This window comes from Paenibacillus tyrphae, assembly GCF_024158745.1.
Taxonomy (GTDB): Bacteria; Bacillota; Bacilli; order Paenibacillales; family NBRC-103111; genus Paenibacillus_G; species Paenibacillus_G tyrfis_A.
This window is the reverse complement of sequence record NZ_JAMZAW010000010.1, coordinates 22,331-49,324: the sequence shown is the minus strand read 5'-3', so window position 1 is coordinate 49,324 and position 26,994 is coordinate 22,331. Positions and strand designations below refer to the sequence as shown.

25 protein-coding genes are annotated in these 26,994 nt (G+C 49.6%); 20 read left to right on the top strand and 5 right to left on the bottom strand.

Annotated elements, in window-relative coordinates; translation table 11 throughout:
- Positions 1-22: 22 nt before the first annotated feature.
- From NI000_RS16165 to NI000_RS16095, 15 genes are all read left to right on the top strand, one after another.
- On the top strand, positions 23-1,315 hold the full coding sequence (locus tag NI000_RS16165; RefSeq protein WP_253412231.1) for a sensor histidine kinase: 1,293 nt from the start codon (positions 23-25) through the stop codon (positions 1,313-1,315).
- 151 nt (positions 1,316-1,466) lie between these two features.
- Positions 1,467-2,438: a glutaminase gene (locus tag NI000_RS16160; protein WP_253412229.1), complete on the top strand. Its 972-nt coding sequence runs from the start codon at positions 1,467-1,469 to the stop codon at positions 2,436-2,438.
- A gap of 56 nt (positions 2,439-2,494) precedes the next feature.
- Positions 2,495-3,424 carry a response regulator gene (locus NI000_RS16155; RefSeq protein WP_253412227.1) on the top strand — a complete coding sequence of 310 codons (930 nt, stop codon included), beginning with the start codon at positions 2,495-2,497 and terminating at the stop codon, positions 3,422-3,424.
- 164 nt (positions 3,425-3,588) lie between these two features.
- Entirely contained in the window at positions 3,589-5,067 is a 1,479-nt protein-coding gene (locus tag NI000_RS16150; protein WP_253412225.1) for a spore germination protein, read from the top strand.
- 27 nt (positions 5,068-5,094) lie between these two features.
- Positions 5,095-6,189, top strand: coding sequence for a GerAB/ArcD/ProY family transporter (locus tag NI000_RS16145; protein ID WP_253412223.1), 1,095 nt, complete (start codon positions 5,095-5,097; stop codon positions 6,187-6,189).
- A 16-nt stretch (positions 6,190-6,205) separates the two neighbouring features.
- Positions 6,206-7,375 carry a Ger(x)C family spore germination protein gene (locus NI000_RS16140; RefSeq protein WP_253412221.1) on the top strand — a complete coding sequence of 390 codons (1,170 nt, stop codon included), beginning with the start codon at positions 6,206-6,208 and terminating at the stop codon, positions 7,373-7,375.
- 182 nt (positions 7,376-7,557) lie between these two features.
- Complete coding sequence (locus NI000_RS16135; protein ID WP_253412219.1) at positions 7,558-8,349, top strand: DeoR/GlpR family DNA-binding transcription regulator; 792 nt, start codon at positions 7,558-7,560, stop codon at positions 8,347-8,349.
- Positions 8,339-9,277, top strand: a complete 939-nt coding sequence (pfkB, locus tag NI000_RS16130) for a 1-phosphofructokinase (protein ID WP_253412217.1) — start codon at positions 8,339-8,341, stop codon at positions 9,275-9,277. The genes NI000_RS16135 and pfkB overlap by 11 nt, the downstream gene beginning before the upstream one ends.
- A 36-nt stretch (positions 9,278-9,313) precedes the next feature.
- Positions 9,314-10,687 carry a PTS fructose transporter subunit IIC gene (locus NI000_RS16125; protein ID WP_253412215.1) on the top strand — a complete coding sequence of 458 codons (1,374 nt, stop codon included), beginning with the start codon at positions 9,314-9,316 and terminating at the stop codon, positions 10,685-10,687.
- A gap of 12 nt (positions 10,688-10,699) precedes the next feature.
- The gene (locus NI000_RS16120) at positions 10,700-11,152 is read left to right on the top strand and encodes a PTS sugar transporter subunit IIA (RefSeq protein WP_253412213.1); all 453 of its coding nucleotides are present in this window, start codon (positions 10,700-10,702) and stop codon (positions 11,150-11,152) included.
- A gap of 14 nt (positions 11,153-11,166) precedes the next feature.
- On the top strand, positions 11,167-11,445 hold the full coding sequence (locus NI000_RS16115) for an HPr family phosphocarrier protein (protein ID WP_253412211.1): 279 nt from the start codon (positions 11,167-11,169) through the stop codon (positions 11,443-11,445).
- 39 nt (positions 11,446-11,484) lie between these two features.
- Complete coding sequence (gene ptsP / locus NI000_RS16110) at positions 11,485-13,224, top strand: phosphoenolpyruvate--protein phosphotransferase (protein WP_253412210.1); 1,740 nt, start codon at positions 11,485-11,487, stop codon at positions 13,222-13,224.
- A 173-nt stretch (positions 13,225-13,397) separates the two neighbouring features.
- Entirely contained in the window at positions 13,398-16,139 is a 2,742-nt protein-coding gene (locus NI000_RS16105) for a hypothetical protein (RefSeq protein ID WP_253412209.1), read from the top strand.
- A gap of 88 nt (positions 16,140-16,227) precedes the next feature.
- The gene (locus NI000_RS16100; protein ID WP_253412207.1) at positions 16,228-16,746 is read left to right on the top strand and encodes a GrpB family protein; all 519 of its coding nucleotides are present in this window, start codon (positions 16,228-16,230) and stop codon (positions 16,744-16,746) included.
- A 106-nt stretch (positions 16,747-16,852) separates the two neighbouring features.
- Positions 16,853-17,758 carry an AbrB/MazE/SpoVT family DNA-binding domain-containing protein gene (locus NI000_RS16095; RefSeq protein WP_253412206.1) on the top strand — a complete coding sequence of 302 codons (906 nt, stop codon included), beginning with the start codon at positions 16,853-16,855 and terminating at the stop codon, positions 17,756-17,758.
- Between the two features lie 381 nt (positions 17,759-18,139).
- Here the strand turns inward: NI000_RS16095 and NI000_RS16090 are convergent, their stop codons facing one another.
- Genes NI000_RS16090 through NI000_RS16080 form a run of 3 tightly spaced genes read right to left on the bottom strand, consistent with a single transcriptional unit; the run spans position 18,140 to position 20,672 of the window.
- Positions 18,140-19,228, bottom strand: coding sequence for a DUF418 domain-containing protein (locus tag NI000_RS16090; protein WP_253412204.1), 1,089 nt, complete (start codon positions 19,226-19,228; stop codon positions 18,140-18,142).
- Positions 19,225-19,884, bottom strand: a complete 660-nt coding sequence (locus NI000_RS16085) for a GNAT family N-acetyltransferase (protein ID WP_253412202.1) — start codon at positions 19,882-19,884, stop codon at positions 19,225-19,227. The genes NI000_RS16090 and NI000_RS16085 overlap by 4 nt, the downstream gene beginning before the upstream one ends.
- Before the next feature lie 14 nt (positions 19,885-19,898).
- Positions 19,899-20,672, bottom strand: coding sequence for a MerR family transcriptional regulator (locus tag NI000_RS16080; protein WP_253412200.1), 774 nt, complete (start codon positions 20,670-20,672; stop codon positions 19,899-19,901).
- A gap of 166 nt (positions 20,673-20,838) precedes the next feature.
- Here NI000_RS16080 and NI000_RS16075 point away from each other — a divergent pair, with 166 nt between their 5' ends.
- The 3 genes from NI000_RS16075 to NI000_RS16065 all read left to right on the top strand — a co-directional run bounded on the left by NI000_RS16075 (position 20,839) and on the right by NI000_RS16065 (position 23,582).
- Positions 20,839-22,014 carry a DUF4272 domain-containing protein gene (locus NI000_RS16075; protein ID WP_253412198.1) on the top strand — a complete coding sequence of 392 codons (1,176 nt, stop codon included), beginning with the start codon at positions 20,839-20,841 and terminating at the stop codon, positions 22,012-22,014.
- An 81-nt stretch (positions 22,015-22,095) separates the two neighbouring features.
- Positions 22,096-22,752, top strand: coding sequence for a helix-turn-helix transcriptional regulator (locus NI000_RS16070; protein WP_301292530.1), 657 nt, complete (start codon positions 22,096-22,098; stop codon positions 22,750-22,752).
- Positions 22,753-22,766: 14 nt separating this feature from the next.
- A complete protein-coding gene (locus NI000_RS16065) occupies positions 22,767-23,582 on the top strand; it encodes a GNAT family N-acetyltransferase (protein WP_253412194.1) in 816 nt (271 codons plus the stop codon).
- A gap of 148 nt (positions 23,583-23,730) precedes the next feature.
- On the opposite strand, the gene NI000_RS16060 is transcribed toward NI000_RS16065, so the two are convergent.
- Both NI000_RS16060 and NI000_RS16055 read right to left on the bottom strand, forming a co-directional pair.
- Positions 23,731-24,309, bottom strand: coding sequence for a hypothetical protein (locus tag NI000_RS16060; RefSeq protein WP_253412192.1), 579 nt, complete (start codon positions 24,307-24,309; stop codon positions 23,731-23,733).
- A 190-nt stretch (positions 24,310-24,499) separates the two neighbouring features.
- The gene (locus NI000_RS16055) at positions 24,500-24,925 is read right to left on the bottom strand and encodes a GNAT family N-acetyltransferase (RefSeq protein WP_309247906.1); all 426 of its coding nucleotides are present in this window, start codon (positions 24,923-24,925) and stop codon (positions 24,500-24,502) included.
- A 332-nt stretch (positions 24,926-25,257) separates the two neighbouring features.
- Here NI000_RS16055 and NI000_RS16050 point away from each other — a divergent pair, with 332 nt between their 5' ends.
- Positions 25,258-25,701, top strand: a complete 444-nt coding sequence (locus NI000_RS16050; protein ID WP_309247905.1) for a MarR family winged helix-turn-helix transcriptional regulator — start codon at positions 25,258-25,260, stop codon at positions 25,699-25,701.
- Positions 25,702-25,755: 54 nt separating this feature from the next.
- Positions 25,756-26,982 carry an epoxide hydrolase family protein gene (locus NI000_RS16045; RefSeq protein ID WP_253412188.1) on the top strand — a complete coding sequence of 409 codons (1,227 nt, stop codon included), beginning with the start codon at positions 25,756-25,758 and terminating at the stop codon, positions 26,980-26,982.
- Positions 26,983-26,994: the final 12 nt, after the last annotated feature.

The following is a 26,994-nucleotide window of genomic DNA, read 5'->3' as shown; positions in this document are numbered from 1 at the left end:
TATCACCATAGGGGGAACTCATGTGAGGAGGTTTCTCAAAAATGAAACGATGCAAATTCTGCTTATCGCGCTGACGACGGCTATTGGCGCTGAAATCAAAGTATATCCGTTTCATGGAGATTATTTCCGTATGGGGCTTGGCGCCAGTACGTTTTTGTTCTTCTTGCTGTTTATGCGCCACTTGCCTTACCTCAAGATCGGGATCATCACGGGAATATTCAGCGTATGCTTTCAGGGGACCGAATGGCTGACCTACTCGACTCCGCTTTCTTTCACGGCAAGCCTTCAGAATAATGTGGCCGCCGGTGTATATTATATCGTGTTTGCTCTCTGCATGGACAGACTTCGAACAACAATTCACGAATACAACCCCCTCAGGCTAGGCGGGCTTGTCTCGGGCATCGATCTGATCTCGAATGGGGCGGAGCTTTTCTTGCGGTGGCTGCTGCTCGGCGTGAATGTGATGGATTGGGGCGACTGGCTTCTTTTATTGATCCTTACCGTGGTACGCAGTTATTTTGTCATCGGGCTATACAGCAGCATCGTGATAGGCCAAATGCGCGTCGTTCATGCCGAGAAGGAAAAACGAATGGAGCAGATGCTGCATGTGGGTACGGGGCTGTACGGGGAAACGTTTTATTTGAAAAAATCAATGGGCACGATCGAAGCGATTACCGAGCAGAGCTACATTCTTTATTCCAAATTAAAAGAAGAGAACCTGGAGCGTTACGGCCAAGAAGCCTTAAGTATCGCCCAGCAGATTCACGAAGTCAAGAAGGATTCCCAGCGCATCCTGGCCGGCCTGACCAAATTATACGATAGCGAGATCGTTATCGATATGAGCTTGGCGGAAATGCTCGGCTTTGTCGTAAAAGCGAATCAAAAGTACAGCCGGATGTTCCAAAAGAAAATCAAGTTCACGACCGATCTCGATGCGGATTACCGGACCGCCGATTTTATTCCCTTGCTAACCATAGTGAATAACCTCGTCTCGAACGCGGTGGAAGCCATTCAAGAGCATGGGGCCATCGGTATACGCGTGTATGAAGATACGGCGGAGACGGTCTTCGTAGTTTCCGATACGGGCTGCGGCATTCGGGAATCGCACCGCGGTATTATTTTTCAACCGGGATTTACGACAAAATATAACGAAAGCGGGGTAGCCGCAGCCGGGATCGGACTGTCGCATGTGCGGGATATCGTCCATTCGCTCGAAGGGGAGATTGCCATCGGCTCTTCCGAAGAAGGTACCGGCACGACATTTATCGTGCGTCTTCCGACTTTCAAAATAAGAAGTGCTTCAAGCGCCGTGTAGAATTTTATATTTTTTAGTAGTCGAGATGGTATGTTCAAAGTGTACTTGATATATGGAAATAATGGATATTCGCCATTTCCGGCCGTGAGAGTGAAAGCGTTATCGAGGCAAACGAATGGTTGTGGCCGGAAGGGGACGGGGTTGGTTATCAATGGACATGACGAGCGTAAGCGATAGAACGATAGACTTGGGCGAATGGGTGGACCGGTACCGGTCTTACTCCACCCTTGGGAGTTGTGCCGATTACATTCCCGCGTTACGAAAGGCCGATCCGTCTCAATTGGGCATTTGCATGATCGGAGCAGACGGAACAATCGTAAAAGCCGGAGAAACCGAGTCGCCCTTTACCATCCAAAGTATTTCCAAAGTTATCGGATTTATGGCCGCTTGTTTAAGCTGCGGCATCGACACCGTGCTGGAATATGTAGATGTGGAGCCTACTGGAGACGCTTTCAATTCGATCGTTCGGTTGGAGCTTCACAAGCCGGGCAGGCCTTTTAATCCCATGATTAATGCGGGAGCCATCACTATAGCTTCCATGCAGCCGGGAGCGACTGCGGAATCCAAGCTTGAGGTTATCACGGCTTTATTGGAAGCCTTAACGGGAAAAAACCCGACCTATAATCGAGAGGTGTTTCAGTCCGAGTGGCAGACGGCCCATCGCAATCGAGCGCTGGCGTATTGCTTGAAGGAAATGAATTGTCTGCAGTCCGACGTGGAAGTCGCGCTGGAAGTTTATTTGAAGCAATGCTCGCTTGAAGTCACGGTGGAAGATTTGGCTGCCATCGGGATGATCCTTGGATGCGACGGTTACGACCCGGTACGGAAGAAGCAAGTGGTATCCAAAGATATCGCTCGCATCACGAAAGCTTTGATGCTGACATGCGGAATGTATAACGCTTCGGGAAAATTCGCCGCTTTTGTGGGCGTACCTGCCAAAAGCGGGGTATCCGGAGGAATTATGGCCGCTGTTCCGCCTCGCGCGAAATCCAGAGAGCTTCCTTTTCCGGACGGATGCGGGATCGGTATATATGGCCCTGCCATCGACAAGTATGGCAACAGTACGGCGGGGCATATGCTCTTGAAGCATGTCGCCCAAGCGTGGGATTTAAGCGTCTGTTAACCGACAATAGGAGGCAGTGCATTCATGAGAAACACGGCCATTGGAGAGGCAAAGTCATGAGATTTTTTATTGTAGACGATGACCCTGCGGTCCGTCTCATGCTGGCGCAAATGATTGAAGATGAGGGTCTGGGCCAAGTCGTGGGAGAAGCGGAAGACGGAGCGAAGATCGATGCCCAATCGATCGTCATGAACCAAGTGGATATTCTTTTCGTTGACGTCCTCATGCCGAACCGTGACGGGATCGAGACCGTTCGTGCACTAATGCCCGTATTCTTGGGAAAGATCATTATGCTCTCCGAAGTCGGTTCGAAAGATATCGTCAGCCGTACTTACTCGTTAGGCATCGAATATTACGTCCTTAAGCCTTTAAACCGGATTGAACTCATAACGATCGTTAAGAAAGTGATGGAAAGCATGCTGCTTGAAACGTCGATTCAAACCATCAAGCAATCGATCGATTTTCTTTCTCCGTATGATATAAGCGAAAATAAGACCCGGCGATCAGAAGATGCGTCCATCCTAACTTGCGGAAATTATCTGTTGTCGGAGCTGGGTATGGCGGGAGAAAGCGGAACCCAGGACTTGCTGGAGATGTTGGAGTACTTATTCCAAGATGAATCGGAGCGAGCGTTAAAGGACGAATTTCCGGCATTAAAAGATATTTTTTGGCAAATTTCATCGAAAAAACTCGGGGAACGCGTTGACTCCGAGCTCATTCAAAAAGAATTCAAGGCGGCTGAGCAGCGTGTACGGAGAGCTATATCTCATGCGCTAAATCATCTCGCATCGTTAGGCATAACGGATTATACCCATCCCAAGTTTGAAAATTACGCAGCGAAATTTTTCGATTTTATGGAAGTCCGGAGAAGAATGAACGAATTGGAAGAAGATCGAAGATCCAGCGTAAACCATAAAATCAATACGAAAAAATTCGTGCAAGTCCTGTATTTGGAAGCGAAGCAAATGATGGCGACATTGAACTGACTCCCAAAGCATACCCGAAACCGAAACACCTGTTACTGGCGTAAGCAGCTTGCCGGTGCAGGTTTTTTTAATGAACGAAACAAAGATATCATAAAATGTAATTGTTTGGAGATAATACAGGATGGAAATTTATAAACAACCCATGGCTGGAGAAGGTGCACGACATGCCGGATGTTCCGTTCACAGACAACCTGTCCGCAAACCTTCGGATGATGAAGGATGCGATTGGGCATAGCCCCGACGTTGTTTTCCGAGAGTTTCGAGTTGGACATTCCTCCTGGCAAGCGGCTGTCGTTTATATCGACGGTCTGGTGGATAAAACCGTTCTGAACGAGCAAGTGATCAAGCCTTTAATGCGGGAACGAGGTCTGTCCAGCGATTCCGCCATGAATAAAGAGCAGCTCAAGAGCACCATTTCCGATTCCGTCGTTTCGACAGCGGAGGTTCATGAGATGCGCTGCTTAAAGGATTGCGTTCGTAAAGTCCTTGACGGGAATACCGCGCTATTACTGGACGGCTTGACCGATGTTATCGTTCTAAGCACCGTCGGAGGAGAGGGCCGTTCCATTGAAGAACCGTTATCGGAAGCGGTTGTTCGGGGACCGAGAGAAGGATTTGTCGAGAAGCTTCATACCAATACGGCCATGCTTCGGCGCCGAATTAAAGACCCGGGCTTCACCATGATCCCTTACAAGCTTGGACGCCGGTCTCAAACGGACGTGTATCTGATTTATATCCAGGGATTAACGAACCAAGAGCTCGTGGAAGAAGCGAAGAGCCGAATCGAGCGGATCGATATTGATGAGATATCCGACTCCGGCTATATTGAGCAGCTCATCGAGGATCATACTTACTCTCCGTTTCCGCAGATGCAAAACACGGAGCGGCCCGACCGGGTAGCGGGCGCTTTGTTGCAGGGCCGTATCGCCTTGTTGGTAGACGGGACTCCTTTCGCATTGATTATACCGGTCACTTTTTCCATGCTGATGACTTCTTCCGAAGACTATTTCGAACGGTGGATGCCCGCTTCCTTGATCCGCATCCTGCGATATGGGGCGGCATTCATCGCTCTGTTTCTTCCTGCACTTTATATTGCTTTGATTTCTTACAACCATGGATTAATTCCGACGAAACTCGTCATCTCCATTGCAGCGGGACGGGAAGGGGTTCCTTTTCCATCGATCATCGAAGCGCTCATTATGGAAGTGACGCTCGAACTTCTTCGGGAAGCGGGGCTGCGCCTGCCGAAACCGATCGGACAAGCGGTCGGCATTGTCGGCGGATTGGTCATCGGACAAGCCGCCGTCCAAGCGGCCATCGTGAGTCCCATCATGGTGATCGTCGTTGCGCTGACCGCCATTTCTTCCTTTGCCTTTCCTCAGTATTCTTCGGCGATTGCCATTCGCATGCTCCGGTTTGCGATGATGATGGCGGCGGCCATACTCGGGCTTTACGGTGTAATTCTGCTATTTATCTTCATCATGGCCCATCTTGTGAAGCTCAAGAGCTTCGGGGTCGATTATATGGCTCCCTTCGCGCCCATGCAGGCAAAAGATTGGAAAGACCTGATCGTAAGAGTGCCTCTCCAAATGATGAAGCGGCGTCCCGGACTAAACAGACCGCAAGACCGCACGCGCCAATAGAAAAGGTAAAGGTGAGTCGTCACCATCATGAGTCGTAAAGATGAAATTACATCGTTGCAAGCTTCATTTATCGTATCGAAAAGCATGATTGGGACAGGGATTCTGTTTCTGCCCCAGGTTATAGCGAAGGAGGTGGGGACGCCGGACGGATGGATTTCCGTTCTGATTGGCGGGTTCCTCGCTTTGCTGGCCGGGTATGTCATCATCAAATTAAACCAGCGGTTTCCCAAACAAACGTTTTTCGAATTCAGCCAAACGGTGTTTGGCAAGGTGATAGGCGCGGTTCATACTGTCGTGCTGAGCGCCTATTTTACGATATCTGCCGGGTATTTGGCGCGTGTCATGGGCGAGGTGATCCGCATGTATTTGCTGGATAAAACCCCGATTTCGTTCATCGTGATTGTCTTTATGATGGTTGGGGTGTATCTCGCCATAGGAGGAATCAACCCGATTGCGCGCTTGATCGAGCTATTTTTTCCTGCTATCTTAATCATCCTCGTTACTTTGATCGCGTTCAGCTTTAAGGAGTTCGAACTCGACAATATACGGCCGGTACTGGCAGAAGGATTCACGCCGGTATGGAAAGGGATACCGTCTTCGACGTTCTCTTATAGCGGCTTCGAGATTATGCTGGTCTTAAGCGCGTTCATGAAAGAGCCCCGGGACGCCGTGAAATCCATGCTGAGAGGGATCGGTTTACTTATTCCTTTATATACGTTAACTGTTTTGATTGCAATCGGAACGCTAACGGTAGATGAAGTCAAGACACTGACCTGGCCGACCATGTCCGTAGCCAAGGACATCGAATTGCCGGGAGGATTTTTCGAACGGTTCGAGTCTTTATTCTCCGTGCTTTGGGTCATGTCGATGTATGCGACTTTTGTTCCGTACTATTATGTGGCAAGCCTCGGGTTGGGGCATCTGTTCCGAAGGAATTTCCGGATCTTTATTTACCTTCTGTTCCCGGTGACTTATATCGTTGCCATGATGCCGAAAACATTAAACAACGTACTAAGCTTCGGCAATTTTCTTAATGACTTTGCCTTGTTCATTGTTGTGATCATGCCGCTCTACTTCTGGATCTTCGTCAAGTTGAGGGGGAAAGGCCATGCGAACGGCTAGGAGGTTACGCTTGCTTTTGGCAAGTCTATTTCTTGTGTCCATGACGGGTTGCTGGGATCGGGTAGAGATCGAGGACGTAGGGATTGTGCTTGGTATCGGCTTTGACATGCCCGCTCATGAAGCAACGAATCAAGAGAATGGGATGCCCGGAGGTAAACAAGGCAAGGTTGAGCGAATCGCCATGACGCATCATTTTGCCATGCCAAAGCAATTTTCCGCGAAAGAGGGGGGTTCTGCGCAAAAGGATTATATTAACGTCGTTAGCGAGGGAAGGGTCGTATTTGACAACATTAACGGTTTATCAACGCGCTTGTCCCGCACTCCCAGTTATGAGCATCTGAGAGTTATTCTCATCAGCGAAGAGGTGGCGCGCAGCTTTGATCTGAGAGATATCATCAACTTCTTGCTGCGCAACCCGGAGGCGAGACGGTCGATCCGTGTATTGGTATGCGAGGGAAAAACAAGAACCGTGTTAGAAAAGAAAGGCATCGTGGCGAATCCGGCTTTGAATTTAAGGGGACTTGTAGAAGGCTTCCGCAAGACGCTGCGTATCCCTCCGATCATGAAGCTTGGAGATCTGTCCGAAAACTTAACGAAAAAAGAAAATTTCGTCATTCAATGGGTAACTGCAGCGCGAGAGGAAACGACGCTGTCCGGGGCCGCCGTGATCCGGGGAAAGGATGCCAGAATGGCCGGCTGGTTGGATGAGGAAGAGACGGTTGGCTTGAACTGGCTGAAGGGGGAGAGGAAGAGAACGGGAATTATCGAAGGAACGGACCCGATCAGCGGGGAAAAGATCGTCTATGAGGTCCGCAAGTTCGCAAGAAGCATCAAGCCCAGGCACAAGGACGGGCGAATCTCCTTTCAGGTGGAAATTAAGACGGAAGGAAGGCTGCGGGAAGATTGGGTCGATTCGGACGATGCTTTTAAGGAAGAATTTATCGGCAGGGCGGAGCGGGCGGCAGAAGCGTCGATCAAGTCTTCGCTTAAAAAAGTGCTGGTCAAAATGCAAAAGAAACTGATGCTGGATGCCGCCGGGTTCGGGAAACGGCTGCAAGTCGAATATCCTCAAGTATGGAACAAAGTGAAAGAGAACTGGGATTCTACGTTTAGCGAAGCTTCGATCGAGGTTAAAGTGAATGCCCGAATCGTCGAATTTGGAACCAGAGGAAGCAGGGGGGGATGAAGGGAACGGCATTTTTGCTGCCTTTGCACATTAATGCTCATTTGCGACTGATAATTAATAATTTAGACAAAAGTAAGCGCTGTACAAATCATAAATAATCATATACAATCATAAATAAGGAACATCGATGAATTATCAGTCAAATATGAGCATGTGAAGGCAGCGTAGGGGGAGGGACACGAATGCTGTTTGAGGAAGAGCGTCAGCAGAAAATCGCCGATTATGTTCAAACGCGGGAACGAGCTTCGGTTCAGGAACTGGCACAGCAGTTTCAAGTATCCGAATCGACTGTCCGCAGGGATCTGAAGATTCTGGAAGAGAGCAGCCAGCTTCGCCGCACGCATGGGGGAGCGGTAGCGTTAGTAAACGATAACTCGGAGCCGCCGTTCATGGAGAAGGAAGATAGCTACCGGGTACAAAAGGAGGCGATCGCCAAAGCCGCCGCGGCCATGATCCAAGAAGGGGATACGATTGTTCTGGATTCCGGCACGACAACTTATTATTTGGCTAAGGAGCTGAAAGCTTTCAAGCAATTAACCGTGGTGACCAATTCGGTTATGGCCGCGCAAGAGCTGCTCACGCATCCGGGTGTGGATCTCGTGCTAACCGGCGGATCGCTTCGCCATGAAACGCTCGCTATGGTCGGGCCGTTAACGGAGAAAGCTTTGAAAGCGGTCTATGTGGACAAAGCCTTCCTGGCAACCAACGGGCTGGACCCGGTGATCGGGCTGACGACGCCGAATATATTGGAAGCTTCGGCGAAGCAAAGTATTCTTCGCTCGGCCAAACAGGTGATTTTGCTTGCAGACCATAGCAAATTCGGAAAAGTTTCGTTTGCCAAAGTGGCCGAACTGCCGGAGATCGACCACTGGATCACTGACGACGGATTGCCGGACAATGCGCGAGAGGAGCTGGAGGCGGCTGGCTTATCGGTGACGGTTGTCCATGCTGGAGGGAGAGGACATGAGCTCTAAAGTTCTTACCGTTACCCTTAATCCGGCTTTGGACAAAACGGTAACGATTGAAGAGTTCGTGAGCGGCGGATTAAATCGGATTAAAGCGTGGAGAACGGACGCTGGCGGCAAAGGAATTAACGTCGCCAAAGCGCTCAAGCATTTTTCCGTCGATGTGGCATCTTGGGGGCTGAAGGCCGGTCACCAGGGAAAGATCGTTACCGAACAGCTTACCGGTTTGGGCATCCCTAACTTTTTTATCGAGACAGAAGGCGAGACCAGAACCAATCTGAAAGTATACGTCGAATGCACCCAAGAAACGACCGAGTTCAACGAAGCGGGCTTTACGGTCGGCCGGAAAGCGCTGCATGAGTTTATCGAGAGGTATACCGACGCTGTCCGCAACGTTTCGATTGTCGTATTGGGAGGCAGCCTGCCGCCCGGAGCGCCGGACGATACGTACAAGACGTTAATCGAGATTGCGAATCACGCCGGAGCCCGGACGGTGCTGGATGCCGACGGAGATCCGTTCAGGCACGGGATTGAGGCTGTTCCGTATGCGATCAAACCGAACATTCACGAATTGGAAGCGTTTTTTCAAGAAACCTTTCAGACGGACAAGGAGATTGTTTCCGCTGCAAGAAGGCTCACAGGCAAAGGTATCGCATACGTAGCCGTTTCTTTAGGAGCCGAAGGGTCGATTCTGGTCAGCGAAACGGAAGCGGTGCGCGCCAACCCGTTTCCGATTGTGCCGCTGAGCACGGTCGGTGCCGGCGATTCTATGGTGGCCGCTTTGGTTTACTGCCTGCTGGAAGGGAAGCCGCTGGAGGAGATGGCCCGATGGACATCGGCGGCGGGAACGGTGACCGCTTCCAAGCCGGGAACGGAAGTTTGTACGCTTGCCGAAGTCGAAGAGAAGGTAAGCAAGGTAACGATATGGCCCTTATAATTTCATTTGCGATCATGAGTTGAGGAGGCGCTCCATATGAAAAAGATTTTGGCGGTGACCGCTTGTCCGACGGGGGTAGCGCATACTTATATGGCTGCCGAATCTTTGGCCAAAGCGGCGAGAGAGAAGCAGGTTCCGATGAAAGTAGAGACGCGAGGAGCCGTCGGCGTGGAGAATGAGCTTTCCCCGGAGGAGATTGCCGAGGCGCATGCGATTATTGTGGCGGCTGACACGGATGTATTGGAATCCCGTTTCGCAGGGAAGCCCGTTGTTAAAGTGCCGGTAGCTCAGGCTATTAAAGACCCGTCGGGGCTTATTGACGAAGCGTTGAACAAACAAGCCGCACCCGCCGCAGACTACCGGGAGCAGGTGGAGCAATCGAAGGCGCAGCGCAGCGCTTCCCGGACCGGGGCGTACAAGCATTTGATGACCGGCGTATCCAACATGCTTCCTTTGGTCGTGGCAGGCGGATTGCTGATCGCCCTTTCCTTTGTGTTCGGCATCGAGGCGTTTAAAGAGAAAGGCACGCTGGCTGCAGCGTTAATGGATATCGGAGGCGGAGCGGCTTTCGCGCTCATGGTTCCGATTTTGGCCGGATTCATCGCGTTCTCGATTGCGGAAAAGCCGGGTCTTGCCCCCGGTCTCGTAGGCGGCATGCTGGCCTCCAAAATCGGCGCAGGGTTTCTTGGCGGTATCATTGCCGGATTTTTAGCCGGCTATGTTGCGAAATGGTTAAAGGACTACATCAAGCTGCCCAGAAACTTGGAAGGCTTAAAGCCGATTTTGCTTATTCCGCTTCTGGCGACCGGCATAACCGGACTTCTGATGATCTACGTCATCGGGGAGCCTGTGAAGACGATCATGGACGGCTTAACGGAATGGCTGAAATCGCTCGGATCGACCAATGCCGTCCTGCTCGGCGGTTTGCTTGGACTAATGATGGCCTTCGATATGGGCGGACCGGTGAATAAAGCGGCATATACGTTTTCCGTAGGCTTATTGGCCAGCGATGTGTACGGGCCGATGGCCGCCGTGATGGCTGCAGGGATGACGCCTCCGCTAGGATTATGGTTGGCGACGCTGCTTGCTCCGAAGAAGTATACCAAGGAAGAACGGGATGCCGGCAAGGCAGCTTCCGTCTTAGGGATTTCGTTTATTACGGAGGGCGCGATTCCGTTTGCGGCAAGCGATCCGTTCCGCGTCATTCCTTCGATTATGATCGGCTCCGCGTTAACGGGCGCTTTATCGATGCTTTTCGGCGCGACGCTTCGTGCGCCTCACGGCGGCATCTTCGTCCTGCCGATTCCGAACGCGGTGAGCCACCTTGCCTTGTATGCCGCAGCGATCGCTGCAGGAACCGTCGTTACGGCGATCGTATTGAATGTATTAAAAAAGCCTGTTTTGAAATAGGAGGATGAACGTATGAATATTCAAGGACTTTTGCAGGAACAAAGCATTATGATTCCGCTGGAAGCATCCGACAAGGAAAGCTGTATCCGGGCGATGATCGACGGGCTCGAAGCCGCAGGATGCCTCCGCGACAAGTCCGCTTATTTGGACGCTGTGATGAAGCGGGAAGAGACGGGCTCGACAGGAATCGGCTTCGGCGTCGCCATTCCGCACGGAAAGTCTGGCGGCGTAAGCAAAGCCGGATTGGCTTTTGCCAAGCTGACGCAGCCGCTCGATTGGCAGTCTCTGGACGGAAATCCGGTATCGATTGTGTTTATGATCGCCGTTCCGGAGGAAGCGGCGGGCAACGAGCATCTGCAAATCTTGATCGCGCTTTCCCGGAAGCTGATTGACGAACAGTTCCGTCAAAGCTTGTTGAACGTTACGGAGCCGCAGCAATTGATCGACCTATTGCAGACCATTTAGGAGGAGACAAGCATATGTTAACGAAAGAGGTTACGATCCGGAACGATTCCGGTTTTCATATTCGACCTGCCCAGCTGTTTACGGAGAAAGCGACGACATTTCAATCGAAAATTACAGTGAACTTCCACAAAGAATCCGGTACGGCGGAAGCGGATGGAAAAAGCATCCTGGGTCTGATGACCTTGGGACTGGAGAAAGGCTCCGTCGTTACCCTTTCCGCGGACGGACCGGATGAGCGGGAGGCGCTTGATTCGTTAGTCGAACTGGTAGAGAGCGGCTTTGGGGAAGGTTAGCATCGCAGAACAAAGAGCCAGGGAATGGAGAGACGATCGATGGCGGAAAAAAAGCTGAAGGGACTTGGCGTATCGGCAGGGGTGAGAATCGGGAAAGCTTTCGTCTACTCACCTGTCAGGCTGGCGGATATCGAGAGCAGGAAAACCGATGATAGCGGCCTGGAATTGCAGCGGCTTCAACAAGCAAAAGCGAAATGCTCAGAGCAGCTTCAAGCGCTGGTTGATCGTGCGCAAAGCACGCTAGGCGAAGATAAGGCGATGATCCTGAAGGGGCAGCTCAGCTTCTTGTCGGACCCGGTCTTTTACCCTCCGATGGAAGATCTGATTGTGCAAGAGCGGTGGACGGCCGAGACGGCGGTTCACCAAGTCGTGACCCAGGTCGCAGGGTTATTCGAGAGCATGGCGAACGAATACATGCGGGAGAGAGCAGCCGACGTTCGCGATGTGGGCAACCGGCTGTTCTCCCAATTGTCCGATCATCAAGGCACCCGGCTCTCGGACATTCGGGAGCAGGTTATTCTCGTCGCAGACGATCTGACCCCTTCGGATACGGTCCAATTGGATAAAAACTTGGTGCTCGGGTTTGTTACCCGAATAGGGGGCAAGACATCGCATACGGCAATTCTGGCCAACTCGCTAGGCATCGCCGCCGTCTTGGGGATCGGGGATGAGATGGAAGCCATCGGTCACGGCGACGAGCTTATTATCGACGGTTCCGTGGGGGATTGCATCGTGAACCCGTCTTCGGCAACTGTAGAAGCGTATCGCGAGCAGCAGCAGCGGGAACAATCGGAATGGGCCGATTTGAAGGCTTACGCGAATCGTACGGCCGTCACGAAGGATGGCTTTCGAGCAGAGCTGGCTGCGAATATCGGAACGGTTGAGGAATCGTTGTCCCTGTTGGAGCAAGGGGCCGAAGGGGTAGGGCTGTACCGGACGGAATTTTTGTTCATGGGACAATCCCAATTGCCCGATGAAGAGACCCAATATCAAGCGTATTCGGCCGTGGCCGAAGCGATGCAGGGCCGTCCCGTCGTCATTCGTACGCTGGATATCGGGGGAGATAAGGAGCTTCCTTACCTGGAGCTGCCGAAGGAGATGAACCCTTTTCTCGGCTATCGGGCGATCCGGATTGGCTTGGATAGAAAAGAGCTGCTTCTTACCCAGCTTAAAGCGATCGCCAGAGCCGGCGTTCATGGAGCCGTCAAGATTATGTTTCCGATGATTTCAGGACTGGAGGAATGGCGCGAGGCCAAAGCGATTTACGAGCAGGCACGCGAACAGCTTCGCAAGGAAGGCAAGCCATTTGCCGATGCGGTAGAGCTTGGGATCATGATCGAAGTTCCGTCTGCGGCTCTGATGGCCGATAGCTTTGCTAAGGAAGTTGATTTTTTCAGCATCGGAACGAATGATTTGGTGCAGTATACGGTTGCCGTCGATCGCATGAACGAAAAGGTCTCCCATTTGTACGACTACTTCCATCCGGCCGTTCTAAGATTGGTGAAACAGGTTATCGATGCGTCGGTCCGTCACGGCAAGTGGACGGGGATGTGCGGAACGATGGCCGGCGACCCGCTTGCCGCCCCTCTCTTGGTGGGCTTAGGCCTTCACGAATGGAGCATGTCCGCATCTTCGCTTTCCAAGGTGAAAAAGGTAATCGTCCATGTGAATCGAGGCGAGTGTGCTGCTTTGGCAGAGCGTGTGCTAGCGCTCGATACGGCCGCCGAGGTGAGACAAGCGCTGGAAGCCTTCCATCGGCAGATCGAGGCGGTCGTGTGACTCGCTTAAATGAATGATATCCATTGGTTAGACTGTTTCGGCAGTCTATTTTTTTTGAATTTCGAAAATAAACCTCCATCTGATAGTGGATGGACCTTCTCCGATAGGAAAATAAAGGGATTCGTCGAAATATGGCGAATTATGAACATAACTACGTTCTGGAGGAGAAGTCCATGTGGCGGCTTACACATAAACAAGCGGGATCAAGCGCAGCAGGGGCAACTCGTTCGGAGGCGCGGAATACGCACTCGCAGCCGGCCTTTCCCGTCTCGGCAGCCGCTCTGCTGCAGATGCAGAAGCAAGTGGGGAACCAGGCTTTGACCCGGCTGGTCCGTCAGCTCAAGTCGGCTGCCGGTGCTGTCGCACAGCGAAAATTTACCGATCCCATCCTGAACATGAGCGCGGATAATGCTGCGGAGTGGAAAACGTACCTGGACGTCAAATTTGCGTCGGGAAATCATCAGTTTACCGTACAGGACGAGCTAATCGTCATGAACAATTCCTTGACCATGCATTATTTGAAGCTTGAGGAGCTAGGGCGTAAAGATGCCACTCTGCAGCTGCTGCAAAAGCTTGTCGACTCCAGCAAGGAGGCGGAAGGAGATCCGGGAAAAGTCGGCCATCAGCACGAGTTGATCAAATCCGGCGGCGAGCGGCTGCGGTTTCAACATCATCTGATGACGGAGGTCGACGAACTGCTTGCGTTAATGAGCAATGGAACCAAAGTCAACACCATGCTATCAGGCTCGTCCACTCCGCTGGAGGATCGGATGCGTTTGTTCGATATAGTAAACGACAAAGAAAAGATAACCTTAAAAGTAAAAGCGCTCGATTATGCAGCCGCCCGTACGGACGTTACCGATGCCCGGTTGCTTGCTAACCATTACAGCTTCTACATTGCGAACAATCCGGACGGGACGCTGGCTGACCATATCGTCGAACAAAACTATGCAGCGCGTGCCAACGCTTTACACGGCAAGCAGCAGTCCAAACAGACCGTGCCTGGACTGGACCCGGAGAACAAGGGGGAGATGGAAAAAAAGCTAAAGGCGGCGGCGAGTGCGCTAACCTTTGAAAGCGATCCAGCCGCGCTGTCCCATGCCGAGAAGCATCCTTTTTCCAAGGCGAAGGCGCCGGACATCGATACGTATTTGAAATGGGCCCGGCTTACGATTGAGAAAGGCTATGCCGACAAAATCGAACGGAATCAGTTCAATAGCGGTTACTCCGTCCATTTCGCGTTTGATTCGCACGTGACCATTGTCCGCGTCGATCAAGCGGGGCAGAGCTTTATTTCCACGTACATCCCCAAGGAGGATACGCACCTGCCTCCTCTGGATGAAGCGGCGGAAAGTATAGCCGGGCACATGGATCACCGGTTGAACAACGCGCCGGCGGTCGCGCCTGTCGGAAGGAACGGAAGAGTGACATCCAGCCCCCCAAAAACCATTGAAGCTCTGTATGATAATGAGGCAGTTGTGAATGACAAAGTGCTCGCAGCTACACCATGGGAATTGAAAGCGGTGAAGAAAACGGGCAGCAAAGCGGAGTTCGAAATTGTAAATAAAAATACCGCAGTTACGGATAAATATCCGGTTACCTGCGAGATCGCCTCCGCCGATCATACCCAGATCACGCCCAATACATCAATCAGCATTACTTTTAAAAAAGATCAAATATTCAATAAACAAGACTTTGTGAGTCTTTTTTGCATTGAATTGGAGGCTGGCTGCCGTCAGCTGAAGTTGTTGGCCCCCAGCGACTTTTCCCCGGCATTATTCGAGCATATGGCGGACATGGCGGACCGTGTCAGAGGGCTGCAAAACCAGAAGGAGGGTGCCTATAAGAATTGGAACGAAACGGAAAAGAAGAGGGATCAGGCTCAGCAAAAAGAAAAGTTCCTGATTGATCTGGATCAGGCGGTTTCCACCAATGCCGCCAATTGGAGGGTCTTGCTGGGCGAGGCGAAGCAACTGTTCGGCTCAGAGCTGCAACTCAGCAACGATAAGCCGGTAAATCTGCCTGCGCTGGTAAACAAATACCAGAAAGAGGCTGGGAACCAAGGGAAAAAGCTGCCGAATCTGAACAAACAGCATATCGAAAAAAGCACTGAGTTCGACGACGCTGTATACGATTTGCGCACGGTGCTGCAGAAGCTGGCCGTAGATCCGACAAATGTGGAGAGCTACGTTGCCGAGATGAAGACCTATGTGGATACGAAGGTAACGGGCCTGCCTCCGCAGGAGGCATCTAAACTTCTCCGCCTGCGGGAGGAGCTTGAGTCGGCCTCACTTCTGTATAAGTATACTTCCGATCCGAAGGGCTTCCCCAGGATACAGCAAAATCACGGCGTTACGAATACGGACATTACGGCCGACCTAGTTCAGCACTTGATTTCCGTCAAAACGCCCGATCCGAAAAGCTTCGTCAACAGCGGGGTAAGCGGCGGACACCTGGAAAGCGCCTTGCAGGAATTTGAGCAGCGAAATCCGACTTATCATTTTGAGCTTTACAAGGAAAAACAAATCAATTCGGATCTGACGCTTAAGGCTTACGAGCAGTATAGATGGATCGATACGTTAAAGAACGCTCCCGATCCGTCAGATTTGACGGACTTGGCGAATACGCTCAAATGGGAGAAGTGCCAGGTGAAGAAAACGGTCGCGAACAATCTCGTTGCGTATTTGCAGCAGGGAGAGGACGCTTTCCATCGTTGGAAGGCCGGACATTTTGATTCCAATGGAGCCTCCTCGCAGCGCATAGGCCGAGAGATGTATGAAAACGCGCCGAACGGCACGATGGCGGCCATATCGGAAGATAACGTAGAATTCGGCGGCTTCATCCAACATGATCCCCGAAGAAGCAGATGGGTACTTACGACCCTGGTTCCGCATATTGATACTATTTTGAATTGACACCATTCTCCAACTTTTGTATATTGATGTAATGCCCTCAATCGAATGCAACAAGGTGAATATATGAAATGCGAGTAGAGGTGAACCTATGAATATCACTGTTGTGGAACACAATCCTTATTGGAAAGAAGAGTATCTAAAGGAAGAACGCGAAATTAAAGCAGCTTTCCAGGGTGAATTCGTGAACAGCTTTCACATTGGCAGCACTTCCGTTCCTGGTCTGCAAGCGAAACCCATTATTGATATCCTGCTTGTAGTTCAAGATATCAACGCATTGGATAATTACTCCCTACAATTTGAAAAGCTCGGCTACGAAGTGATGGGCGAGTTCGGTATTTGCGGCAGAAGATACTTCCGTAAAGGGGGAGACAACCGAACCCACCATATTCACGCGTTCCAGTACGATAATGTCCAAGAAATTGAGCGCCATCTATCGTTTAGAGACTATCTTTGCCATCATCCCGAAATTTCGAAGGACTATGGTGAATTAAAAAGTGAACTTGCCAAAAAATATCCAAATGACATAGAGCGTTACGGCGACGGAAAAGACGATTTTGTGAAAAAAGTGGAAAAGCAAGCCTTGATTTGGCATTGGACTGTCCGCTAATTATGAATAAGAATCCTCCTATCCAATAATTGGATAAGGAGGCTTTTTAGTATCCATATTATTCGTTATATAATATAGATAATAAATCGGAGCGGAAGGTGTTTTTATGGTTGATATGGCGCCAATTTTATTCACAATCCCTATTCATTTAAGAGAAAGAATGCGTATCGAGCCAGGCACCATACTTGAATATGAGGAGTTCGAGTCAGGTGTAGGCAAGCGAGTTAAGATAAATTTCAAACCAAAACAACCTTTTCTATTCGGAAACAACAATCAAGATGTTTATCGGGTTTCAGCAGAGGGACAGATTGCCATTCCAAAGCATGTGCTTGTCTATCTAGGGATTCAAAATAAGGATGAAATAGATATCGAGCTTTATGCTAATGATTTAACTCTTATCCGAGGCCACTTCTTTCGATTTAAAGAAATTATTGTTTCCAAAAGAAATGATTTCTTCATGAACAATAGTTTGGATCTTCTGATCGTCAGGTTCCATCAAGAATCCGATGAAGAGCATCAATCGACTCTATTTGTAGAAAGTGCAACATTTCATGAACTAAGACACCTATATTTCAAAATAAAATCGAAATTCGATCCAAACAGTTCCAATCCATGGGTCGGTGTTCCGGAGGACCCGGAAGGCAGTTTAAAGGGGATTTCAATCCATTATTCAACAAACCCAGAAGCATTAATCATCCAGAAATTCATTTTTGAATTTTTACCAAATCCGGTGGCCCATCTTTGCCGTGAGCGAATTCCTTTTACAATACAGGAATCAAAGATAATCTATGAGACTAACAATCTCCAGCATGTTGAGGAAATTCCTTGTTCATCCCGGAATATTGCGGCCTTATTTCAGAGCCACGGACATGAATTTGGAGACTATCTTTCCGATAACGGATATATGGTCACTACCGTGAAATTACATACTAGCGATCTAGTAATTATTGAGCAGCGAGGCTCAGTTGTCATTCGCTTTTGGCCTGTCAACGGAGCAGGTACGAAAAATTAAAAAATTGATAGGGTACCTTGCAGGTGTTGCCTTCTTAATAGAGCGAAAGTCCCGAATGGGACTGACGAGGAGGCAGAAACAGTAGGTCATGGAACGGTTGGCGGTAGCGGAAATTATTTTATATGACCCAAGTTAAAGGTAATGGTTAGAATCAGAACCACGTCAATTGAAAACGTGGTTCTGAGAGTTGAGAAAGCGTGTTTTTACAAAAAATGAGATGCAAACGGAAGTGGATACCTCACCCCCTCGTAACCTCTATTATCTCAATTGACCACTTTCTCAACAAATTCAACCACGTCAATGAAGACGTGGTTGTTGCCCTCTTATTCCAGCTTGTACGACGGCCATATAAGAGAAGAAAACCTTCGCGTCTTACACGACTCAGCAAAATTTTCTCATGATCAACTCAATCGGACCTCGTTTCATCCATTTTCTCCACACTGCCGAAAAAACGATGGCCAGCATGAAATAAACGGTCCCATATGCCATAGCGATTGAAAGTTTGCCATTTTCTAAATAACCCACAGTCTCAAGCAGCCCTAATCCAATAACGATGTGCCCGATATAATGGGATAACGATAATTGTCCGGTATGGATCACCGCCTGCGTCAGAAGGGAATTCTCAAATTTTTCGACGATATAAACACAGATCGCAATAACGGCCAAAGCTGAACAAATGCCGGATAATACATACAGCATGTTGGGCGGCATCGGTTTAGTCCCAAAAAGATAATAGGCCGCCTTACCGAATGCAGGCGTTTTCCATTGGACCAAAACGGAAGAAATCGTTTCAAAAACAACCGTTCCCGACAGCGAATAGAGCAGTACCTTCGATCGGTTTTGTTTATTCAGCCAACGCTTTCTGCCAATCCACAAGCCGATGAGGAAGAAGCTCAACCAAGGAAAGACAGGATGGAATCCGTTAAATAACAGATTGCGGGTGAACCCTTCTATCGTCCAAAAGCCCGCATATTGCTTAAAACTCGAGTCCCACCCTTGAGTGTAATCGAGTAGGACTAATAATAACTGCGATGTTAACAGAATCATCGAGAACAGACCGAGTATTTTATTATCGGATACGGTGATCAAGACCGCAGCGACTAGCATGAACACGGCATAATAATGCAAAATGTCGGCGCTCCAGCCCATTAACAATAAAATCACGCCAGCTACAAACAGGAAAACGGCTCGCCGGTACAAGCTGTTCCGGCTTTGACGAATGAGCTCTTCGTTCATTGAATTTCGCGCTTTCGAGGTCATTAATGACACCCCAATGCCGGCCAGCACGACGAACAATGCGGATGCTCTTCCTTCAAACAAACCTGCTATCGATTGCAGCCATGCCGGTCCGCCATTCTCTGCCTGCATGGCAAGCTTATAGTTCACGATTATCATGCCAAAGATCGCCAATGCTCTCGCAAAATCAAGGGCGGTTATTCGCTCTTTTGATGGATTTATAGATTGACTCATACCGCATCATCTCCCTTTGACGCGCTGATCCGTTTAAAGCTCATCACCATGTAATCCCATTTCTTTTCCTTGAATAAGAGATGCCACACTAGACTTTTCGATTGTGAATGTGTACGGAATAATAGCTGCTCGTATAAATGCTTCGCCCGCGGGTTTTTACCCGAGACGTACAAACTTAGCCGATCGAGGCTTTGCTTCGTTTCTGCAAAATACTGGGCCCATTGCAATAGCAGCTTACCGACTCCTTTGCCTCGATGGTCCGGATGGACAGCAACGTCTGCAATATAACATTCTCCGGCCTTTGGGTTATGGTCGAATAAATATAACCCGATCAACATTTTAAGCAGCTTCCATGTTCCAAACCGATTGAAGCTTTTCCACGAAGCGAGCTTTTGCTTTTGCTTCGTAGCAGATTGGGGCCTCCACTTGATGGATATGGTTCCGATCACTTCTCCCTCCTGCAGGGCGACCATTCGTTGACTTGCCGGATCAGTTGGTAAATGGTCAAGAAGCTTTTCGAAGAAAAGGGCGAGCTCGCCATCATTCATGTTCGTCAGGTTTTGAAATTTTCCGCCAAACCCGAGTACAAGCAATCGGCCGACCTGTGGATTATACTTGGCTTGTATTGGTTCGATCGTTATGGGGGCTGCTGTCATGTTCGATTCCTCCCCTAGGATTTTGCAGCCGGCTCGATTAAGGCCTGCAGCTCGTAGTGCAACTGGCTTTGACTAAATAGGGATAAATAAGATTTTTCAATGAGAATCAGAGGACCTGTGATGACAGGAGATTGCGCAGCGGCATAGCCGTAAAACTGTTCGATCAACGGTTCAAGATCTTCATCTTCATTCACAAGACTCTGTATGGAAAGGTAATCGCCCTCAGGCAGAGACAAATCGCCGGGCGCCTGCGTTTCCAGAAATAAGGAAACGGTGCTCGAACCGTCGTATACATAATGAATGTCCGATTCGAACAAGTTCGGAACGCGCTTCGTCTGTTCAGCCAATCGTGCGGCATTTAGCTTCGTGTGCGAATCCATTTCAATCCAACGTGCCAGATAAGTGGTATCACGCCGCTTGATTTGGTACGGATTGGGCTGCGAGCTGAAGCTCTGTTGTTCGTGCAAAACTTTTTTGATGAACTGCTGAAGCTCTTGGAGCCGCTGCAGCTCCGCATCGATTTCCCGCAGGGAATGATGAAGAAGCTGGCGATATTGATCCGCGGAATAGGAAGTCATGCAATCTTTTATGGACTGAACAGGCACTCTCAGTTTGCGAAGCAACAGAATATGCGCTAGCTGATAAATTTGATCGATGCTATACATTCTGTACTGATTAGTATCCGTATAAGCAGGTTGTAGGACTCCTTTCTCTTCAAAATAACGAATTTGATGAACAGACACGTTCATAAGCTTAGCTAATTCACTAATCGTAATTTCACTCTTCATAAAGGTCACTCCTAGGATGGGGCTTGGAATATCTTAACGATACACCTTAGGTCAGACCTAAGGTCAAGTGTTTAGATTAAAATAATCGTTATTATCTATTGAACTCGATGCTCTTATAGAGTAAATTCAAACATAGGCAAATGATGGATTTGGGGAGGAACACATTTTGAAACACTTCACGATATTCGCATCCAGGAACGACATTGATGATATCGAAACTACGATATCGGACGTATTTGCAAAAGGCTACGAAATCAAGAGAGACGACAATGATTATTTTCTCAAGTCCAAAACGCTGTTCAGCAAACATAAGATGACGATAAGAGTCGCGTCCGAGGATACGAATCCCGATTACTTCGCTAACAATATTCCCGGGATGATGGGGTTCTATGATCGCATTCCTTTTGAAGACGAGAACCTTAAAGGGTTGGTCATGACGCAAATATCCGTCTTAAATACGATGCTTGCCATCGAAACGGAGAAGGACATAACCGACGGGCAGATGCAATTATTTACGGGGCTGCTGTCGCGAATCGGAGGAATCGGCTTTTTGCCGAACGGAATTTTGCTTGATCAAGCGGGAGAGGTCATTGTATATCCCGACGGTACATCGGGCCCGTCTAACTTCAGGCCTCACGCCTGCACCAGAAAGGTGCTAGGCCCTGAAATCACATCCGAGGAAGGCGAACAACGAAAAAGCAAGACAATCGCCTACTTAAGCGAAAGAGGGATTCCGTTTATTCACGGACTGCCGCAGCTTCCGCCCTTGGAACAATGCCAGTTTAAAACAAAAGAAGACATCGCAAGAAGAGCGGTAGCCTTATTAATCGTCATCCAATTCGCTTGCGACGTGGCGCAAGGCGAAGATATTCAGGGGTCGAGAGACTTTTTCACCGGCATGCTGCAAAAATTTGGCGTGGAAGAGTACCTCACAGAGAACGAAAAAAAGCTATTGCAGGATGATGAGCCGGTTAGGGAAGAGGCGATCAATATTTCCTGGCAATATGAAGCGTACTGGGCGCTTATTTGGGCACTGGGTCTTGTGGAGACGCTTGATTTTCCCGATCAAGTATGCGACTGTGACTATGCGATTGAGGTCGTTTCCAGTTGCGAAACGTTCGAACAATTCGTTCTGAAAACCGCGATGCGCAGCAAGGAAGAAATGTTGGATGAGGCTGACAAAATTTATCGGCTTCACTGGGCGTGCGTCAACAGCCGAATCCAAGGGGAGGAAGCCCCGGCCGGTATGAACGAAAGCGTCGTCTTGGAAAGACGCCGGGGATTGTTCTGGATCATAGGTCACCGCAACGAAGAATGGGATCATATTTCGATGGATACCTAGAATCAAAATGACGGTATAGGGGACTGCTCTTTTTTTGGCAGATCACGTTCTGCTTTAGCGAGCAGATTAAAGGTGAATGGAATGGAAAAAGCGAATTCCCACGCAAAAGCAGGTGCCGAAAGAACACGAAGAGCCATTGTGAAACTGCTCAAACACAACGGCTCCATGGACGCTTTAAGCTTGGCCAGCCAGCTTGGGGTTACCGCGATGGCGGTGCGGCAGCACTTATATGATCTGCAGGAGCAAAGGCTGGTCACCTTCAAGGAAGAATCGAGGACGATGGGGCGGCCTGCGAAGATGTGGACGCTTACTTCCGAGGCAAATCGGCTGTTTCCTGACGGGTACGCCGATCTTACAGTCAGTTTGATCGAATCGATGAAAGAAGCGTTCGGAGACGAAGGCTTGGAGAAACTGCTGGAAATTCGTAACCGTAAACAACTGGAGGACTACCGGAACAAAGTGCCGGCGAGCCTGCCGCTCAAGGAAAAATTAAAGACTCTTGCGGAATCGCGAACGGCTGAAGGATATATGGCCGATGTGATCGAGAACTCCGACGGCTCCTTTTGCCTCGTAGAGAAGCATTGCCCGATTTGCGAGGCGGCGAAAGCATGCACCGGACTTTGCAAGAAGGAATTGGACATGTTCAAACGCATCCTTGGCGACGGGATTGAAATCGCAAGAGGCGAGCATATCTTAAAAGGCGACAGCCGCTGTGTGTATTGGATTAAACCGGAATAGGAAGTGACCATAAATTGCGGTTACCGGTAATTAACGAACAATTGGCTAAACGGATAGAACAGTCTGAAATCGATTTCTTTACTTCAAGGATTCGTTCGATCGGTGAACGGAGCGGTAATCCGGAAGGGGTCGAAATTAGAAAATTTGGAAGCTCGACGGCTTTTTATATCCGAACGATGCCCTGGGGTTTATTTAATTCGCTTAAGGGTTTCTCGCAAGAAGACTTGGGCAGGCTAGAGGAAATTATTCATTTCTATCGCGAAAGAGATAGAGCATTTCAGTTGGATCTAAATCCCGGCTCTGCCAGCCCAACGTTATGTAGGCATTTAGCCGAGAACGGATTGTTCCAGGAGAGCTTTCACTCTGTGCTATATGGTCTGCCCAGAGAGGACTTGCCGGAGCTCCCTCCAAATATAAAAATACGCCAAATTGACAATCAAACCGATTTTGACATCTATGCGGGTATCCATTGTGTCGGGTCCGGTATGGATCTCGCACATAAGCACCACTTTGTGAACAACAACATAGGTTTACTAAACCGTCCCGGTTGGAAATTGTTTTTGGCTTATTGGAATGATGTGCCGGCCGCTGTGGCTGTCATGTACGTTAGCGGAGACATCGCCTCCTTCACGTTAGCGGCAACGATTCCCGAATTTAGACAGAAGGGCTTGCAAACTGCTCTTTTGAATTGGCGGATGCATGAAGCGTACAAAGCCGGTTGTGAGCTTGTTGCAGCACAAGCGCGTTTTGGGAGCTCCAGTCAAAATAACATGGAACGAATTGGGATGCGCATGGCTTGGACAAGAGCAGTTTGGGCACCGCTATCTTAAACCAATCTATCGCACATCACAGGATTGCTGTCTTTTTCATTCCAGCCCGAGACGGCCAATAACCTCCAATCCCGCTTGACGAAAGCGAGACGGGAGGTTTTGTTGTTTTGGAAAAGCATTTCATTCATCCATCGGGTGAACAACGATCTCAAAAATGATTGTACTCACGGCGCAGATCCGTCGCATGATTCGGTTCGGGAAGGACGCCGCGGCTCATCTGTTCCAGCTCATCGTCCGATACAGGCTCTTTAATGACAACGAAATGGTACATGATCTCGTGTACGACATTGGCTTGCAGCGTCTTCAAAACTTCCAGCTCCTCAAGCTCATATAGTGGCGGAACAAAAGGCGCCTGATAAAACAGCTCCATGCGCAGCAAACGAAAGTCGTAGGGCGGAGGCGTTTCCGGCCAATAAGCGTACAGTTCAGGACAAATAGCTCCCTGGGAAGGCTGAAAGAAGGAAGCGGCAAGATAGCGCGGCGTATACTCATCAAATTTGTGCTTGAGCAACGGATTGGATACAAGAGCAAAGCTATGAGCATAAGGAGCCAAAATACAGACTGCGGCTTTATGAATACACAATCGGTATAACTCTCCCATGACGGATTCAAAGTGATGAACATAGGGGAGGGAGCGGCTGGCCATGACGAATTCGACGGTATTATCGGGGAGGGGAAGGGAGGCGTTCAAATCGCTGTTCAGGCCGCAGCCAATATCAATTTTCATCCAGATCACTCTCCGATAATAGAACTTCTTGGAGAACGGTTCCGCATTCATGGGTGTAACGGATTAAACGTTACCCTATTGTACGTTTGCACTTCATGAGCCGTATGGGTGATTGTCATGAAGCCATTAAGCTAACTGGCAGTAATATTTAGGAACAACCTTATCTGAGCTTACAAAGTAGAAGTATATTTTACTCTAGCGGATAATCATAGCGAATGAACCCCTTGTGATTGGCGACCTTGTCATAGAGCAAACGAGCTGTGGTATTGTCGTGACGAGTTTGCCAGTAGAATCGAGAAGCGTTATGTTCGCGCGCCGATTTCGCGACCCGCTCTATGAGCGCGCGAGCTACCCCATGCCCCCGGGCAGCTTCGTCGACGAATAGATCTTGCAGGTAGCAGGAATCTTCCATCCAGATAGCGCGATGGAATAGGTAGTGAGCTATACCGACCAAATTTCCTTGTAGGTGCGCGCCAAAACCATATATACCATCGGCGTTCAGCAATCGGTGCCACACCTCATCATATGTTGAGTCGGGGAGCTCAGTCTCGTAAAAGGTTTTATAACCTCGAGCCAAGATGTTCCAGCGGTTACGGTCTTCTACTCTCAGTGGCACAATGTCAATCGAGATTTGTTTATTCGATATTCCTGCGATTTTGGATCATCCTTTCAATTATAATAAGAGTAACAAAGGTTAGTATAAATAAATTATATTGGCTTATTGGTATATGATATAGAACCAATACAAAAATCTTTTATTAGACCAATTTGTAATGAGAAACGTAACACAAGGATCATAGACCATTACGTTAACGGATTACGATAGTTGAATGTTAACCACAGCGGCCAGTCTAGGACTTTATTTTCTTCGAACAGATTCACCTGTAAAAAACACAAAAATTGGATATATATTAGATATTTATATAAGTTGCTGATGTAATTTTATCCATGGAACCTAAAACGAACTTATCTGAACTGAACGTTAGCGACTTCGCCATGGTGTTCGAAGAATTGACGAGGATTTTCATTCGGATGCCGTCTATCGAAAAGCTAAGCTTCACTACGCTATCCGTGTTACACACACTATCTCTTAGAAGCCCTATGAGGCTGAGCGAGCTGATTGCGACGAAACAGGTAACGCAATCCGCAATTACGCAGCTGGTGACTCGGCTCGAACGCGATGGGCTGGTTGAGTGCCGTCCCGACCCGAGTGACGGTCGTGCGGTGCTCGTCCACATCACCCCCCAAGGGGCCGGCGTCATCGATTCACGCCGGTCCGAGCGCATAATGCGGATCGCCAAGCTTATTGCAGGGCTCTCTCCAGAGGAAAGAGGTGCTATCGCATCCGCACTGCCTGCATTGACGCGCCTTGCCCAGCTTGGAAACACTTAGCCCAAACTGTGGCAGCTTCGTACTCACATTTTATTGGTCCAAGGAGGAGTACTCATGACACAATCTCTTTTCGCGCTTGAACCGATTCCTATCTACGTGCCAGACGATCTGCTTGCAGATTTGAGAACACGGCTGAAATCTACCAGATGGCCCCTCGATGCCGGCAACGACGACTGGTATTACGGCGTCAGCCGGCGCTACCTTGAGGAACTGGTCGACTACTGGATCAACGAATTTGATTGGCGCAAATCCGAGGCCGCGATCAACGTCTACGAGCATTACAAAGTAAACGTCAACGGCGTTCCTGTCCACTTTATGTGCAAGCCCGGCGTAGGACTGAACCCGATTCCGCTGATTTTGACCCACGGCTGGCCGTGGACGTTTTGGCATTGGTCCAAGGTTATCGATCCGCTTGCCGACCCCGGCGCATTCGGGGGAGATCCCGCGGAGGCCTTCGACGTGATCGTGCCATCGCTTCCGGGCTTCGGGTTCTCGACGCCTCTGCCGAACAATCCGGACATGAATTTCTGGAAGGTCGCCGATCTTTGGCACGTGCTCATGACGGAGATTCTCGGTTACGATAAGTACGCCGCCGGGGGATGCGATGTAGGAGCCCTTGTAACCGGCCAGCTCGGACACAAATATAGCGACGAGCTCTACGCGATCCACATCGGGTCCGCACAAAAGCTCACCTTTTTCAACGGTGATCGTGCCTGGGATTTCTCCGGAGGGCAGCCTATTCCCGACGATATCCCTGAAAGCATACGGAGCGAGATCTTGAAGTTCGATCGTCGTTTCGCGTCGCATCTCGCCGTACACGTGCTCGATCCGAGTACGCTCGCTTACGGGCTGAGCGATTCCCCGGTAGGCATGCTTGCATGGATTCTGGAGCGATGGGCCAAATGGAGCGACAATGGCGGAAACATCGAGCGTGTCTTTTCGAAGGACGATTTGCTTACCCACGCGACGATCTTCTGGGCGAACAACGCCATCGAAACCTCCATACGCGTCTACGCGAACGCCAACCGTTACCCGTGGACACCGTCTCACGACCGATGGCCGGTTATAGAAGCGCCTACCGGCATTACGTTCGTAGGCTATGAGAATCCGCCGGGCATTACGACCGAAAACCGGGTTCGGCACTTTCTGGACAGCGACCGCGCGTCCTGGTACAACCATGTCAATATCGCCGTTCACGACCGCGGCGGTCACTTCATCCCCTGGGAAATTCCCGACCAGTGGGTTGACGACTTGCGCCGCACCTTTCGGGGACGCCGATAAGCGAATATCTCA

Bases quoted from the DNA above. Each gene is read 5' to 3' on its own strand.
- NI000_RS16145 (WP_253412223.1), top strand. From the start codon at position 5,095: ATGAGTCGTAAAGATGAAATTACATCGTTGCAAGCTTCATTTATCGTA.
- NI000_RS16060 (WP_253412192.1), bottom strand. From the start codon at position 24,309: ATGAAAATTGATATTGGCTGCGGCCTGAACAGCGATTTGAACGCCTCC.
- NI000_RS16095 (WP_253412206.1), top strand. From the start codon at position 16,853: ATGGTTGATATGGCGCCAATTTTATTCACAATCCCTATTCATTTAAGA.
- NI000_RS16115 (WP_253412211.1), top strand. From the start codon at position 11,167: ATGTTAACGAAAGAGGTTACGATCCGGAACGATTCCGGTTTTCATATT.
- NI000_RS16045 (WP_253412188.1), top strand. From the start codon at position 25,756: ATGACACAATCTCTTTTCGCGCTTGAACCGATTCCTATCTACGTGCCA.
- NI000_RS16050 (WP_309247905.1), top strand. From the start codon at position 25,258: ATGGAACCTAAAACGAACTTATCTGAACTGAACGTTAGCGACTTCGCC.
- NI000_RS16155 (WP_253412227.1), top strand. From the start codon at position 2,495: ATGAGATTTTTTATTGTAGACGATGACCCTGCGGTCCGTCTCATGCTG.
- NI000_RS16150 (WP_253412225.1), top strand. From the start codon at position 3,589: ATGCCGGATGTTCCGTTCACAGACAACCTGTCCGCAAACCTTCGGATG.
- NI000_RS16125 (WP_253412215.1), top strand. From the start codon at position 9,314: ATGAAAAAGATTTTGGCGGTGACCGCTTGTCCGACGGGGGTAGCGCAT.
- NI000_RS16105 (WP_253412209.1), top strand. From the start codon at position 13,398: ATGTGGCGGCTTACACATAAACAAGCGGGATCAAGCGCAGCAGGGGCA.
- NI000_RS16080 (WP_253412200.1), bottom strand. From the start codon at position 20,672: ATGAAGAGTGAAATTACGATTAGTGAATTAGCTAAGCTTATGAACGTG.
- NI000_RS16160 (WP_253412229.1), top strand. From the start codon at position 1,467: ATGGACATGACGAGCGTAAGCGATAGAACGATAGACTTGGGCGAATGG.
- ptsP (WP_253412210.1), top strand. From the start codon at position 11,485: ATGGCGGAAAAAAAGCTGAAGGGACTTGGCGTATCGGCAGGGGTGAGA.
- NI000_RS16090 (WP_253412204.1), bottom strand. From the start codon at position 19,228: ATGAGTCAATCTATAAATCCATCAAAAGAGCGAATAACCGCCCTTGAT.
- NI000_RS16120 (WP_253412213.1), top strand. From the start codon at position 10,700: ATGAATATTCAAGGACTTTTGCAGGAACAAAGCATTATGATTCCGCTG.
- pfkB (WP_253412217.1), top strand. From the start codon at position 8,339: ATGAGCTCTAAAGTTCTTACCGTTACCCTTAATCCGGCTTTGGACAAA.
- NI000_RS16085 (WP_253412202.1), bottom strand. From the start codon at position 19,884: ATGACAGCAGCCCCCATAACGATCGAACCAATACAAGCCAAGTATAAT.
- NI000_RS16100 (WP_253412207.1), top strand. From the start codon at position 16,228: ATGAATATCACTGTTGTGGAACACAATCCTTATTGGAAAGAAGAGTAT.
- NI000_RS16135 (WP_253412219.1), top strand. From the start codon at position 7,558: ATGCTGTTTGAGGAAGAGCGTCAGCAGAAAATCGCCGATTATGTTCAA.
- NI000_RS16070 (WP_301292530.1), top strand. From the start codon at position 22,096: ATGGAAAAAGCGAATTCCCACGCAAAAGCAGGTGCCGAAAGAACACGA.